The sequence below is a fragment of the Paenibacillus motobuensis genome (assembly GCF_039521865.1).
In the GTDB taxonomy this organism is placed as follows: Bacteria; Bacillota; Bacilli; order Paenibacillales; family Paenibacillaceae; genus Fontibacillus; species Fontibacillus motobuensis.
The window spans coordinates 263,468-277,720 of sequence record NZ_BAAACX010000006.1 but is presented as its reverse complement, the minus strand read 5'-3'; the positions used below and the strand labels follow the sequence as shown (position 1 = coordinate 277,720).

Sequence of the window (14,253 nt, the reverse complement as noted above, 5' to 3'; positions counted from 1 at the left end):
TGAATATTATGCCACATTCATCCTCACATTTGTATTAGGGTATCTATATAAGTTGACAAACTGGACACAATCTAGTTCAAAGCTCCCTTTTCAAACGTTCCAACTGCAATAAGTGATGCCGATAATGCATTTCGACCAGTAAGAACCACTCTTTGGCGTTTAACGGGCCGAAAGCGGGATGTAGGATCTTATGCCGTAGAGATGCCTGACACAAAGCGGGTTCCGTTCGTCTCATCCGTTCTACCACACTTTGTAGCCCTTCCATCAGTTCTTCCTTGCTTTCCGGTTGCTGTGGGGTGTATTGCGGCGAGGCAGGGACCCGGATCCGAATGGGCGGAAAACTTCCTTGCTCGAATACGGCCCTGCCTTGCTCCGTTTTTTCTTCCTCATGGGCCAAAGTTTCATTACTTTCAGCCAAACACTGGTCGACATGTTGTAAATGCATAAATTGTGCCGATTGAATCAAATGCTTATACATTTGCCCAATGGACCAATCCTCTTCGTTCGTTTTTTTTAGCAGCTGCTTCAACTCGAGGTTGTCCAGTTCGAGTAAATATCGTTCTACCGTCACTTCAAAATCCTGTAATGCTTCCTTTGTACTTCTCATCAAGTAAACAACTCCTCATCAATAGTAGATATATTCCCAATATAAAAAAACGCTGCTGACAACAGTATGTCAGTAGCGTTTTAGTATTTTTTCGACCTCTGTCCGAATGCGAAGACGGAAGGATTCTGGCTTCAACACCTCGACATCTTCACCCCAGCCAAGGATATAAGGCAGTAACTCTTCCGGATGTCTAACGCGAAAGGTGACCAGAAGATGATTCTTCCGCGCCTCCATCGCTTCCATATAAAAATTAGCCATCTCGACGATTTTGTCGACAATATCAGGATTCACCCGAACCAGTATACGCATGTTGCGGTCGTCCGCTGGGCGGTATCGGCTCAGGTCAAACCCGGGCAGCATGGAAAAGCCCTCTTCCAATACGATAAGCTCCGTCATCCGCGACAATCGGAAATGACGGATATCCTGCCGTAGATCACAGCTTGCAATCAACACCCAGTTTCCCTGAACAAGTACTAGTCCGTATGGAGCAACCTCCCGCCTGCTTTCACGTTTACCGTCTGATTCTGAAATCTTTTTCAGATAGGTAAAACTTAATTTGCGACGTTCCAGAATCGCGCGCCGTACTTGTCCAAGATAATCCTTCTCCTTCCAACCAGCTACCGGTTCGCCAACATGAAGAAGGCGCATTGTCTCCCGTACGAGCGCTGATTCTTCACGCACCTGCTCCGGCAGGACCGCTTCGATTTTGCGCCTGGCCGCCTTGGCAGCGTTGCCGTATTCGCCATCCAGCTTCTGCTCGATAAAATCCGTTCCCATAAGCAGGGATACTGCTTCTTCTGCCGTAAATCCGACAGGTGGAAGAAAATACCCTTCCATCAAGGAATATCCCTGTCCGGGAGCTCCGACGATCGGGACCCCGGCTTCGCTTAGGGCTTGAATATCACGATATATCGTCCGTACGCTCGTCTCAAACTGAGCCGCCAAATCTTCCGCCCTGAGCACCTTACTCCGTTGTAGTTCAAGCGTAATGGCGAGTTGTCGTTCGGTTTTGTTCATTATAATTCCCTCTCTGCTCTATCAATTGCCTAATTCACAAAATTATGAGAGTGTTAGCTTTGATTATAACGCATACCAACGGGGTGAATACAAATGCTCCTCGACAAATGCTTGCAATCTATCGAGTAGGTAAGCAAACCCCCATCCTGCCTATTGCAGAATGAGGGCTGTTCTCTATAATTTAGCGATCCGTTGACATCAAATATCCAACGATTTTTTGCTCCTCCGGCCCTTGGCCTTGGAATACCGCCTGATAACAAACTTGACCGTCATACCAGAAGTAACTGACTAGTCTAACATCATCAGATCCTTTTGCTTTGCCATCCAGATTGTAAGGCTCAGTACGAAGCACTTCTTTCCCCTGTAAAGATAAAGCTGTGAGCTTAATAATATTCCGTTCACCGTTCATTTTCTCAAAAGAAACCTGGCCGTTCTTTTTCATCTCCTGATACATATCTCTGTCTAACATCTGCTTAAATGAAACGCCCTGGATACCCGGATTCGCTTTATTGTTGCTATGATCTTTGTCCCGACTGTATGCAACCGACAACAGCTTGCGCATGGAATCCTCATCATTTTCTACGTAATTGAAATTCGCTTTGCGGGACACATAGGAACTACTGGCGATAAAATCACCAGGCAATGCGCGAGGAAAAGCCGCTTTAAAACCAATCAACTCCTGAGCACGCCGGATATCCTCGGTATCATACAAAGCATTGAGGATTTTCCCATGATAATCATTATTTGCATGAAGCTGGTTCAGCTTCGCATCCGGCAACTTCATAGAAGCTATTAATTGCTCCATTTCATTGCTGGTTAGGATGTAGGAGCTTAATTCATAACTTATGCCTTGATCCTTCCAAATATAATAATATCTTTCCGGCTGCCCTTTCCAGGTGGTCATGCGAATGGTAATTTTATAGCCTCCCTCTATGCCAGCTAGGGCTAGAGGCTGTTTCTCGATCACTTTCCCGTCATCCGCCTGATCGGTTCCATCCAGCTCAATTTCGCGAATCAGATCATATTGTTTCTTGAGATCAGCGCCTGGCTCGATTCTTAAGCTGAAGTTGCCACTACTTCTGCTTATTTTATCTTTAACATACCCTAAGTGGACACGCGGTGGCGAATCATTGAACGTAATGCTTAAATCGCTAAAACCATAGCCCTCTGGCAGCAAGGATGGAACTTTAAATTTAAACGGTACCACCTTCGCTCCTTTTTCAAGGTTGTCATATACCCGGAATTTTTCATTCGGAAATAGCATTTCATTCCCGCCGTCTTCGGCATGAACCCAATCGGAAGATTTCGCTTCCGATGCTCGTGCATCGGTCAGCGTCGCCGTACCCATCAAAAGTACGAGAATGACCGCCATTATGGAAAATTTATAAGAACCCTTTTTAAAAGATTGAATCATTCGAATTCTCCTTACCATCTCTCTTTGACCGTTCGAACCTTTGAAATATAGAAGATGCGCCTGACTTCTTCCCGCAGCATACCTTCTCAGAAATCCGATCATCGTCATGCCATAAGGCACTGCCTCTTCTTCCCCAAGCACCTCCAGGACACAGGCGTCACAAGCCAGTTCCCGGTCGGCTTTCATCTGCCGTAGCATGAACCAGACGAAGGGATTCATCCAGTGAACAGCTAGCACTAGACTACCGATCATATTCCAGATTGTATCCTTTCGTTTGCAGTGGGCCAATTCATGCGCGATCACATGCTTAAGCAACTGCTCAGGAGCTTCTTCTGAGATAAGCGATTTCGGCAAATAAACGGCTGGACGGAAAATCCCCGTAATATACGGACTCTGAGCGGCAGAATCTGCAAATATCTCCACAGGGCGTTTAATAGAAAACAAGACTCGACATTCTTCTAAAATCTTTAATATCGCAACATGGTTTACGGGTCTGAGATATTTTTGTTTTCTTTGGATTTGCAGCCAATAGATCAGGTTGTATCCCGTCAAGATGACCGCACCTGTCAGCCAGACTACAGCCAGTATACGAATAGCTGGATGGCTTTCTCTCTTTATACCAGCTTCGGCATACTCATCCGTACTATTCTTGGTCATAGTTGGCTGTAAAATAGTATTCTTCTCAGCATCATTTGTTGTATAATATGGTTGATATGTGTTTTTTATTTGGCTGTGTTCGGATATCGTGTCAGACGTTTTCCACTGATGCGAGAACCCGATTACAGCATTTTTTATTTCTGTCCATGCAGGCACTGCATTGAACAAGCTTACCGGACTTTGCGGCAGTACCGGCAGCATGAGTCTCAACAATACAATGAGCCATAGTGCATGCCTTAATCGCGCATGGATGTGTCTGCGGAACAGATGCTGAACTGCCAGCACTACAAATGCAGCTGCACTTGCCATCAACGTTGAGGCAACAAACCAATTGAAGAGACGTTCAGCGATATCCATGGTATAACCTCGTTTGCTTTAATTTCACGCTCTTTGAACACATACTTTTAAGGCTGTGATCCATCTTTTGAATCTCTTGTTTCTTTTCCTTGCTTCTCCAATAGAATCCTCTGTAGCTGCTCAATCTCCTGATCCGACAGCTGCGTTTCCTCCAAGAAGTTGGTCATCATCAACCCGGCTGCACCGTTAAAGACCCGGTTTAGAAAAGAACGGCTTTCTTCGCGCACGCACTCTTTTTCCGAAATTAACGGATAATACAGGTAACTCCGGCCCGACTTCTGGTACCCCAACGCTTTTTTCTTCATTAACCGATTAATAAAAGTTCTGACCGTCTGATCACTCCAGTCCGTTCCCTCCGGCAAATGCTGCACGATTTGCTCCGCTGTCATCGGATTTTCCCGCCAAATGATCTTCATAATCTCCCACTCCGACTCCGAAATCTTTGGCATTTTCTCCATAGAACTTCCTCCTTTCCCTTTATAAATTAACTATTACATATGTAAATATAACCTATGATACTAACTATTACAACTGTAAATTTTAAAAATGCCTGAATATTTTTTAGATACCAACCTCCCCTTTCAAAATAGAAGAACTTATTTGCAATCATGATTGCAAATAAGTTCTTCACTACTAACAAATACCATTTTCATATCTTGTTTTTTTCTATATAAGAATCATTTTCTGCGATCTACGGGAATCGAAATTTTCTTATTGTAGGTTTTTATATATTGGTATCCGTCGCAAATTAAAAATTCCGGTATGTCCTCCGTGTTAAAAGAATACGTCTGCTCCCACAGGATATTGCCATTATTCAAGGTCCAAGGACGTTCCTCGGAAATCGACGCTACAGACACTGTTTTACCACCCGCTTGGATGGCTAAATTGTCTGTTTCCAAGAATGTAAACTGTTTTCTGGCAATGACGATATCATAGCCTGTTCTGGTTTTAGTAACGCTTCGAATCCACAACTTCTCATCACCCACTTTAACAGATCGATCAGACGGTGATGCCAGCGAGATGGGCTCATTGATTTTATGGTATCCTTCAAAATTATCAAGAACAAGTTCAATAGACTGAATATGGTCTGTAGGAAACGGATCAAATTGAAGCGAAAAGTCCGGATTATGTGCCTCTGCTCTCGTCCTTCCAACTTCTATTCCATTCACATAGAGCTTGGTTTCTCCTGAAAACCTCGGATACTCTTCGAGTTCATAATGTCCCTTCACGATAGTTGAAGTAGGCGAAGCCGTGATATAGTCATAGTGAATCGTTCCCTTATCAACCGCAATGGATTCTGATAATTTTTCTTTAATGATACTCTTCATCGCTTTATTCGCTTCAAAATCGAAGGAGATGGAATAGGATACCTTCTCCCCATTATCCAGCCATTCGTTAAATACAAGGGTTAAAGTTCGAGCGAATGGACTCACGGGTTCGAATTCATTTTCCCCTATGAACTGGCTCTTGTCTTTGCCTGGAGACCCGCCTCCACCAAGCGACTTGGAATGGGTCAAGAACCCTTGCACTTGATCAAAGCTATAACGTAAAAAATCATCGTCAGAATACTCAGTACCTGCAGGTCGATCAATCGTGTAATACATTCGAAATACATTATCGTCCGCAATCACGCCATTAATAGTAAGAACTGTACCGTCATTAAGTGTTAGGCTTTTGTCTACCCTTTGGCCAACCCCCTGCTCCATCACCTCAGCAAAACTTAGAGAGTTCAAGCTGACTTTGTTGAAATAATAAGCCAAGGCAGGATACTCATAAGCTCCGACCATTAGAATCAGTGCCGCAACAGCTGAAGATATCCACACCACCGTTTTACTTACTTTTCTATGTTTTACGGGAACATACTGCAATGCATCCCGAAGTCTTCCCTCTAGATCTGACGGAGCTTGTACCTGAATCTGTTTGTACTCCTCGAATTTCTTATCGATCGTTCTCATAACGATCCACCTCCGATCACAATCTCTAGCTTTTGAATTCCTTGCGAGATTCTCGATTTAATGGTTCCAAGCGGTGCACCGGTTATATCCGCAATCGTCTGATACGGAAGGTCATGAACATAACGAAGTTCAATCGCTTCACGCTGCTGTGCGTTTAGATGAGATAGCAATACCTGCATATTCATCTCGGACTCTGCATCACGATAGGGATTATCGTCAGTTAATGCAGCAAATAGTGGTACTATCTCGTTCTCTAGTGGAAGTAATCGATCCTTTTTACGAAGTAATGTTTTGCACCGGTTAACGAGAATGGTTTTACTCCAACTGTAGAAGGCCTCCCCTTTTTTCAACTGATCAATTTTTTCATACAGGGTAACAATCATATCCTCCATGGCATCCATGGCGTCATGCTCGTTCCCCATGTATGTATAGGCAAGACGATAATAAGCGTCCTTATCAGCCATGATGAGTTGTAATAAGGCTTCCTTGTTGCCTTTTTGGGCTTGTTTGACAAGATGATTTACTTTCATGCTCACTCCCCTTTTCATAGATAAGAGGTCGTTAAGGTTATAAAAGTTCATTTTATACGAAAAAATTTTCTTCGTACTATATTTATTTTACTTTGCAGTGTCCACGGCAGTTCAAAAAGTAATTTGATAAGTTTAAGTAAGTCGCATATACTGGAAAAGTAAATTACCTTCGGAAGGAGATATTCAGATGAGCAATGTACAAACCATCGTCAATCAAATTTCAGCAGAGGTGCAGGCTACACGCGTCTCCGAGTATCCGGTCAGCCCTCTCTTTCTGAATCGCTGGTCGACGCGCGCTTTTTCAACTCGTGAAGTGAGCGATCAAGATCTATATACGGTGTTGGATGCCGCACACTGGGCACCCTCTTCTTTTAACGATCAGCCATGGCGCTTCATTGTCGCCAAAACCGAGCAGCAGCGCAGCGTATTCCATCAATTCATTAATGAATTCAATTTAACCTGGGTGTCTACTGCCCCTGTTCTGATTGTTGTTGCTTCCGATAAACTAAGAGACAATGGCGATCCGAATGGCGCTCATGCTTTCGATGCAGGTGCAGCATGGGCTTCGATGGCGATTCAAGCGACGTTGCTTGGTATGGTCACTCATGCCCTGGGAGGTATTGATCGTCATAAAGCTAGACACCTGCTGAACATCCCGGATAACTTCGAGATTCATGCTCTTATCGCTCTTGGATATCATGGGGATAAATCCTTGCTGCCTGAAGGCATCCAACAGCGCGAAGTCCCGAACGGCCGCCGCCCGCTGAATGAACTTGTGTATGAAGGGAAAATCGAGTAGTAGTCATATCAACATCTAGCAAAAAAAATATAGCTGGCCTATTGGCCAGCTTAGTTGTATTTCCGCAAAATATAAATCTAATCAGATCAGCAACGACTATCCTTATGATTCATTTTGCTTCATTGTTGTCTATGGGTTGAATCGTACCTACAAATATCCATCCTGGTTCCCAACCACGATCTTTGTGAAGTTGATCTTTGACCGCTTGCTTCACATACGCCATATGGCTTACTTGAACGACAATACTTCCTGTTCTGGTATTTTTATCTCGGCCATGGTACGTGTAATTAGCTTTGAAAGCCATATCCTTTACGGGAATCTCCCCAGCACTACTTATCGTCGTGCCATCATCTGATAATCGTAAATCAAGAACCTTCTCGAATACCGATTGAGCAACTTTAATCTGATGATTAAGGAACTCCTTATCTGAAGGGTCTTCAAGCTCTCCTCGTAATTTTAGCAAGAAATGCTGAACACTTTGCATGATCAATGCAGACTCTTCATTAGATAAATTTTCTTGCATATCACGCACGCTCCTTAGCATCTAGTAACAGAACTATTTAGAATTACATCTACTAAATACTATTCTGTACTTTCTTTAGCAATTCCTCTTGTTCCTGTCCGTTTTTCCTGCAAGAATTCTCCTATTAGCGGTGAGTCCAATGCCAAATCAAGGCTTGCTTTTCTACTTTCTTTACAAAATCATCTTTTCCGTCACTATAACTCTCGTTGTCATTTGGATATTTCTTCGCCAATTCATCTTTTAATTCACCGTATTCCTTTGCTATTTCAGGATGATGGCACAGATAATCCCTGAAGGCGAGATGACGCTCAATTTCCTGGATATGATCATATTGAAAGGCATGAATGTGATGCGTCCGATTGTCTCCCCCTTTACGGAAATATCTTCTGCCAGGAATACCGAACTCTCCCATCACTTCATATCCAAGCTGCTCAAATTGAGCGGAATATTTGTCCAAAGCGTTGATATCACAAACTACAAGTAAGATATCAATAATAGGCTTCGCCTTCAGACCGGGAACCGAGGTACTACCAATATGAAAGCTATTCACTAATTCATCATGAAGAACGTTTTGAATATCACGCTCTTCCTTTAAATACGCTTCTTTCCACTCAGGATGATGTTCCACAACCATAATTTTCATAGTCTCACCTCATTTTTATTTGATATTTTCACGTTGCAGTCTGTTGAGGACATTACATCTTTCTAGTCGGATTTCAGTTCATGGAGTCGGGAGAAACCACATCCCACTTTCCAAACAGCGTCAACCCCGCCGCTTTAGCCAGTGAAATAGAAGCCAGATTATCGAGTTGGCAGCGGTACTGGGGCTCGTACCCCTGACCGTAGGCATATTTGCTTATTGAACGCACTACTTTGCGGGCGTGGCCTTTTCCTCTAAAGGTTGTCAGAGTCAGTACGCCGAGGTCGGCAATTTTCGCATTCTCCCAAGGATACATGCTGGCGGCGCTGACCAGGCGGTTCCGTTCAAAAGAACCGAACACCGCCCAGTGATCCAATTCTACATAAGCATCGTCCAAGTCTTGTTCCGAGGCGGAGGATTGGAAATTAGAGAAAACCGCATGATCTTGCCCTGTTAACCGGCGTAATTCACCTTCCAGATTTTCTTCCAGCACTACATTCTTATCGGTTTCCGAGAAATAAAATAAATAATCCGCGCCATGAAGGGAGATTCCAGCTTCATTTAATTTCCGGCGAAAAGTCTTTTCAGACAGGTCTTGTTCTTTATTCAGGGCTATCTTTTCAGCTAGTGCAGGTGTCAGGACCACCATAACCCTACCGTCAATGGTTTCAAGCATCATGATCCGGCGGTCTTCGTCCAGGTCTGGATTGATAGCGATACTAAAAACTTCATCCCTATAAAGAACGTCTCCATTCAGAAATTCTGTCTGCCAAAAGTCAGTTATCGTTTGCGAGAATAGAGGCATCCCTGTTTCTCGACTTGGTACATTCGCCACTATATTCACTTCCCTATACTTTGACCCCTCTACAATGAAGGGCAACAGATTTGAACTTTTATCATATCAAAGTAATGAAAGGTTAACCTGTGAATGTTCTACTATAATCGAATTTTACTAACTCTAGTTATTATTGAACTGGCTTGGATGGTTAAAGGTCTTTTGTACGCTAATTCAAATAAATAGCCTTATTAGTTGCCCTGATCCGTCAGTTTCGCCGCCTTCTTGAGGCTCTCATAGCTGACCGCACCTAAATACCGCTCTCGGATGTTGCCAGAAGGATTGACGATATAGGTAGTCGGATACGCGGTTACATTATACTTTTTCAACACATCTCCACTCTTGTCCAACACGATAGGGAAGCTTAGCCCTTCGTTATCCACGTAATTTCCTACAATATCACTGCTTCTCTCCTGGCTTGTTGCATTAATGGAAAGAACAACAACATCCTCATTCTGTTGTTCTCGATAAAACTTCTCCATGTGAGGCATTTCAGCCTGACAAACACGACACCAGGTTGCCCAGAAATTCATTACGACGGTTTTGCCGCGATAGTCGGATAACCGAATCGTGTTTCCATCCAAATCAGTTAGTTCAAAATCAGGAGCAGCTTGATCCATTCGAACGTTATTGCCGCCTGTCGAGTTGAGTACGGTATACCCCAGCATCATAGCGATAAGTGCGATTCCGAGCCACCGGGAGGCAATTTTGGGAGATGGGCTCAGTAGGAAAGCCAGTATAGTGACCGCCACCGCAAGTCCCATATATTCGATAATGCCGACCGCATCATCAAATACAATGAAACCGAAGAACGCAGCGGATGCCATTCCGGCTCCCCAGGTTATCGCAACTGTAATCGCTTCCCGACCTCCAGCCCGGCGATAGTTTCGTAGAAATAGATAAGCTATCGCAGCAATGGACGCAAGTAATACACCTCTCAGCCCTCCGCTAAAGAAGACTAAAGAAAGCGGATGCTTGATGACCCCTTTGGGGTCGAACAGAAATAAGCTTAGCTTCCAAGCGATTAACCATATAAAGACCGCGTTCCAAGCCTCTGATATTTGCATTTCTTTCTGCGGGCGTCCCCGTTCCCGAAAACGGACTGCCAGAACACCAACGATGCCCGAGATCAAATAAATTAACAGTTCAATATTCAGCACAAACGTACCAATTTGCAAATTCGGCAGTGCTATCGCCCCCTTTATACAACAATGATAGACTTAATGATTAGCTTAGCATCATTAACATGATTTTTTAACCAATCGACCTATTCTTTCTTTGTAACCATATCATCATTAGAATTAGTAAAAGAGAAAATATACTTCCAGCAAAAGAAAGAAAAGCATAGCTAGATTGAGCAACAACAATACCGGACAACGCTCCCCCAGAAGCGCCTGCCAGTGCAATCAGTACGTCAACAGATCCTTGAACTTTAGCTCGGTTGGATGGCGAGGTTGAATCCACGATAAGTGCCGTACCACTGATTAGTCCAAAGTTCCAGCCCAATCCTAATAGAGATAGCGCTACGATTAAGACGGTCAAAGAGTCACCTGGTGCCAGAGCAGCGACCACACCTGCTAGAAGCAAAGTAACACCCGAAGCGATCGCCATGATCTTACGTCCAACTTTATCAACCAGAATCCCTGTAATTAGAGATGGAAGATACATGGAGCCAATATGAAAACCAATAACCAAACCTACTTCACTTAATCCGTGTCCATGATGCTTCATATGAACCGGAGTCATTGTCATGATGGCTACCATCACAATCTGAGTCAAAATCATGATGGTAGCTCCAATAATTATTCCACGTTTCCCTACTTGTCTATCTACTCTTTCTGCACCAGAAGAAGAATTAGTATGATGACTGAACAGATCGGCAATCGCATTTGCCACTAGTAAAGGATCGGGACGAAGGAACAAGAGTAGAACGACTCCTGCTAAAAAATAGGCGACCGCAGCCAATATAAACGGACCTGCCAGGCGGGGGACTCCGATAGAAAATGCAAGCTGTCCTGTCACCTCTATCAAATTCGGTCCTGAAACCGCTCCAAATGTCGTAAATACCATTGCCATGCTTGCGGCAGTCGCTCGCTGCTTAGAATTAGCCAGGTCAGTACCAGCATAACGTGCTTGTAAATTTGTGGCTGAACCCGCGCCATAAATAAGAAGTGAAATCATAAGTAATACAATACTGTTTACGAGAGCGGATACTACAACTCCGATCGCTCCAAGCCCGCCTGCGAGAAAACCTAAACCAAGTCCAAGACGTCTTCCATATTTTTGAGAAAATCGACCTACTAGAAAGGCGGCCACAGCAGATCCCAGAGTAAATAAAGCTGTTGGGACGCCAGTAAAATGATCTGTTCCCAACATATCTTGAGCTAATAAAGCACCCACAGTTATGCCTGCTGCAAGCCCAGCCCCACCAAAAATTTGAGAGAAAATAACCGTTGCCAGTGTTCGACGGTACAATTTTTGTTGATTTTCAGGTGAATGGATATAGCTTGTCAGCTGTTCCTGTTGTTTCGTTGTATATTGTACTGACGACATATGTTAATTCCTCCATAATTCATATAATTCCAACTTTCATGACACACTCGCTCTCCTATCCATGAATTTATTCCAATCCATAACGCTCTTATCCAATCTAACGGCATCGTATCCATTGGCTTTCAGCAATTCAATAGCTCTAACGGACATCAAGCAATAAGGACCTCTACAATAAGCGACGATCTTAGTGCTTGCTGGTAATGAAGCGAGCTGTTCAGCCAATTCTTCAAATGGGATCGAGATTGCCCCGGGTATATGGGCCGCTTCATATTCATCTTTAGGACGTACATCGAGAAGGGTAACTTCTCCTGAGTCCATACGTTCCAGCAGTTCTTCCATAGATACTCCCTCTACATCCGCAAATTGACCGAGGAATTGATACTTCACATGTTGTACCTCAATTAATTGTTGTTCAGAGAGTCCATGCAAAGTGTCTAGAAAATTCATGACAGCTGGATCTGCCAGCTCATAATAAACAAAGTTACCTTGCTTCTTGGATACAACTAACTTAGCCTGATTCATGGTCTGTAAGTGTTGCGATACGTTAGCTATTGACATCGAAGTAAGCTTGGATATCCCTTCTACTGATTTCGGTCCTTGTGTCAAGATATCTAATATTTCTAATCGTTTTGGACTAGAAAGACATTTGCCAATACGGGCAAACTCCTGATAAAGCGCATCTTTAAACTCTCTTTCATTCATATTCCAAACCCCTCATCTATTCAATTGATCTATTGAACGGTTTAATTGTAGCTAGTGTCTATGGGTTTGTCAAAACACTTTCACCGTAGAGATGACCCCTATGCTTGGCGTACCAATAAAAAAACCACTGATAATCGTGATCAGTGGTTTAAAAAAAATTATTTAAACGTTTTATCGAAATATTCTATGCACTCGCTAATCGGCATATTACAGCGATGCTGGCAGTTTAACACCGAGAAGCTTACCCTCGGCCTGTATGATTAACATTCCATCCGTCTTTAGCGTCTTTTCATGATAGTCTACTCCAGTTTTCACTCTAAAGACTGGCGTTGTCGTCACCATATTAATTGCGAGGAGTGTGCCATTTCGCTGCGCCCGGTACATCCCCTTGCCATACACGTCAATCTGTGAAAATGGTGCATCGCCGGACCATACGACCTCCTGTCCATTCGCCAGCTTAATGCCCTTCAGCTCCCACGTTACTTTGTCTTGGAAGATCAGCCGTTCCTGGGTGATGTTGAGCAGCATCCAATCATCCCCATAAGGATGTTGAAATGTCTTTAGAGGAGCCGCGCCAGTCTTATATTGGTCAAAATCATATTGTGCCACTTTATCGCCTTGATCAATGTACAGCTTGTCTCCACTCATAAATACGCCCATTTGCCCATACTCATAAGGAGGATCACCAGGCATTTTCCAGTTATATTCGCGGTTACCCTTCTTTGCACCAGTCTTAAGGTTAAATATATTTAACGACAACTTCCGATCAGGCTGAGACTGATATTCAAACAGCAGTGGAGAATAGTAATCAACTGAATATACAAGACCGTCTTTAATTTGAAGCGCTTCCCCTTGACCCAATTGGCTCCATATCTTCTTGCCCGTCTTTTTATCATAAGCATTCAACTGAATGGTTGAGAGTGCACCTTGTACATAAAAGGTCCTAAGAACGACACCGTCCGACTCTTCCAGGTAAGCAGTTCCGTTTCCTTCAGCAAGCGGCTCATCTACTTTCCATTTCAGCTTGCCCGTCGCCATATCAAATGCGAAGGTTGTGCTCCCTTTAATCACATAAAGCGTATCTTCAGTTGGGATCAATGACTCCGTGCGCATCCGCGTATCGATCCAGGTCGATGAATCTGACCGCCACTTTACTTTTCCCGTCTTTGCATTCAATGCGTAAGGCTTGTGATCTCCTGATAGACCATAAATGACGCCCTTAGAATAGATTACAAAAGGTGTCAGATCTTTTCCATACGCCCATAGTCGTTTGCCTGTTTTCGCATCAATAGCAACCAGCTTAGTCTCGGCGAAAGTGAACACTTTGCCCTCTTCAGCAATAGCCTGTTTCCCAATATAGGGTTCATTCATATTAAGATAATTATCCACCTGCAGCGTCCAGACAGGTTTCAACTCGGGAACCGTGATATGTGGATAGGAATACCAATTTTGCACCGATACATCCGCTGTTTCTGCACTTGCCCGCGTAGGCAGGAAAAGGACCACTCCCTGCACAGTAAATACCACCACTGCGATGCTTGCTATAAAATACCGAAGAAGTTGATCTTTAAAGTTTTTATTCAATTTTCCCTTTACCATACTAACCACGCCCCCATTTGTAACGGTTTTTACCATATCAAACATAAAACGTTTGATGATTTGAT

At 43.6% G+C, this 14,253-nt stretch carries 13 protein-coding genes and 1 pseudogene; 1 reads left to right on the top strand and 13 read right to left on the bottom strand.

Features of this window, described 5'->3' with window-relative positions; all coding sequences use genetic code 11:
• Positions 1-76 precede the first annotated feature (76 nt).
• From ABD014_RS05090 to ABD014_RS05065, 6 genes and pseudogenes are all read right to left on the bottom strand, one after another.
• Complete coding sequence (locus ABD014_RS05090) at positions 77-607, bottom strand: DinB family protein (RefSeq protein ID WP_343858242.1); 531 nt, start codon at positions 605-607, stop codon at positions 77-79.
• Positions 608-676: 69 nt separating this feature from the next.
• Entirely contained in the window at positions 677-1,624 is a 948-nt protein-coding gene (locus ABD014_RS05085) for a helix-turn-helix transcriptional regulator (RefSeq protein ID WP_343858240.1), read from the bottom strand.
• 181 nt (positions 1,625-1,805) lie between these two features.
• Positions 1,806-4,052, bottom strand: a complete 2,247-nt coding sequence (locus tag ABD014_RS05080) for a M56 family metallopeptidase (protein ID WP_343858238.1) — start codon at positions 4,050-4,052, stop codon at positions 1,806-1,808.
• A gap of 47 nt (positions 4,053-4,099) precedes the next feature.
• Complete coding sequence (locus ABD014_RS05075) at positions 4,100-4,510, bottom strand: BlaI/MecI/CopY family transcriptional regulator (RefSeq protein WP_343858236.1); 411 nt, start codon at positions 4,508-4,510, stop codon at positions 4,100-4,102.
• A gap of 219 nt (positions 4,511-4,729) precedes the next feature.
• The gene (locus ABD014_RS05070; RefSeq protein ID WP_343858234.1) at positions 4,730-6,007 is read right to left on the bottom strand and encodes a DUF4179 domain-containing protein; all 1,278 of its coding nucleotides are present in this window, start codon (positions 6,005-6,007) and stop codon (positions 4,730-4,732) included.
• Positions 5,991-6,537, bottom strand: a pseudogene (locus ABD014_RS05065) (sigma-70 family RNA polymerase sigma factor). The gene ABD014_RS05070 and the pseudogene ABD014_RS05065 overlap by 17 nt, the downstream one beginning before the upstream one ends.
• Positions 6,538-6,724: 187 nt before the next feature.
• Here ABD014_RS05065 and ABD014_RS05060 point away from each other — a divergent pair.
• Positions 6,725-7,336 carry a nitroreductase family protein gene (locus ABD014_RS05060; RefSeq protein WP_343858232.1) on the top strand — a complete coding sequence of 204 codons (612 nt, stop codon included), beginning with the start codon at positions 6,725-6,727 and terminating at the stop codon, positions 7,334-7,336.
• 109 nt (positions 7,337-7,445) lie between these two features.
• Here ABD014_RS05060 and ABD014_RS05055 read toward each other — a convergent pair whose 3' ends face one another.
• From ABD014_RS05055 to ABD014_RS05025, 7 genes are all read right to left on the bottom strand, one after another.
• Positions 7,446-7,859 carry a hypothetical protein gene (locus ABD014_RS05055; protein WP_343858230.1) on the bottom strand — a complete coding sequence of 138 codons (414 nt, stop codon included), beginning with the start codon at positions 7,857-7,859 and terminating at the stop codon, positions 7,446-7,448.
• Positions 7,860-7,983: 124 nt separating this feature from the next.
• Positions 7,984-8,502, bottom strand: a complete 519-nt coding sequence (locus ABD014_RS05050; protein ID WP_343858227.1) for a GrpB family protein — start codon at positions 8,500-8,502, stop codon at positions 7,984-7,986.
• A gap of 73 nt (positions 8,503-8,575) precedes the next feature.
• Positions 8,576-9,334 (bottom strand): GNAT family N-acetyltransferase, encoded by a 759-nt coding sequence (locus tag ABD014_RS05045; RefSeq protein WP_343858225.1) that lies wholly within the window; start codon positions 9,332-9,334, stop codon positions 8,576-8,578.
• Between the two features lie 191 nt (positions 9,335-9,525).
• Positions 9,526-10,512: a peroxiredoxin family protein gene (locus ABD014_RS05040; protein ID WP_343858223.1), complete on the bottom strand. Its 987-nt coding sequence runs from the start codon at positions 10,510-10,512 to the stop codon at positions 9,526-9,528.
• A 76-nt stretch (positions 10,513-10,588) separates the two neighbouring features.
• A complete protein-coding gene (locus ABD014_RS05035; RefSeq protein ID WP_343858221.1) occupies positions 10,589-11,887 on the bottom strand; it encodes an MFS transporter in 1,299 nt (432 codons plus the stop codon).
• Positions 11,888-11,923: 36 nt separating this feature from the next.
• A complete protein-coding gene (locus tag ABD014_RS05030; RefSeq protein ID WP_343858219.1) occupies positions 11,924-12,589 on the bottom strand; it encodes a metalloregulator ArsR/SmtB family transcription factor in 666 nt (221 codons plus the stop codon).
• A gap of 207 nt (positions 12,590-12,796) precedes the next feature.
• Positions 12,797-14,188: an outer membrane protein assembly factor BamB family protein gene (locus tag ABD014_RS05025; RefSeq protein WP_343858216.1), complete on the bottom strand. Its 1,392-nt coding sequence runs from the start codon at positions 14,186-14,188 to the stop codon at positions 12,797-12,799.
• Between the last annotated feature and the right edge of the window lie 65 nt (positions 14,189-14,253).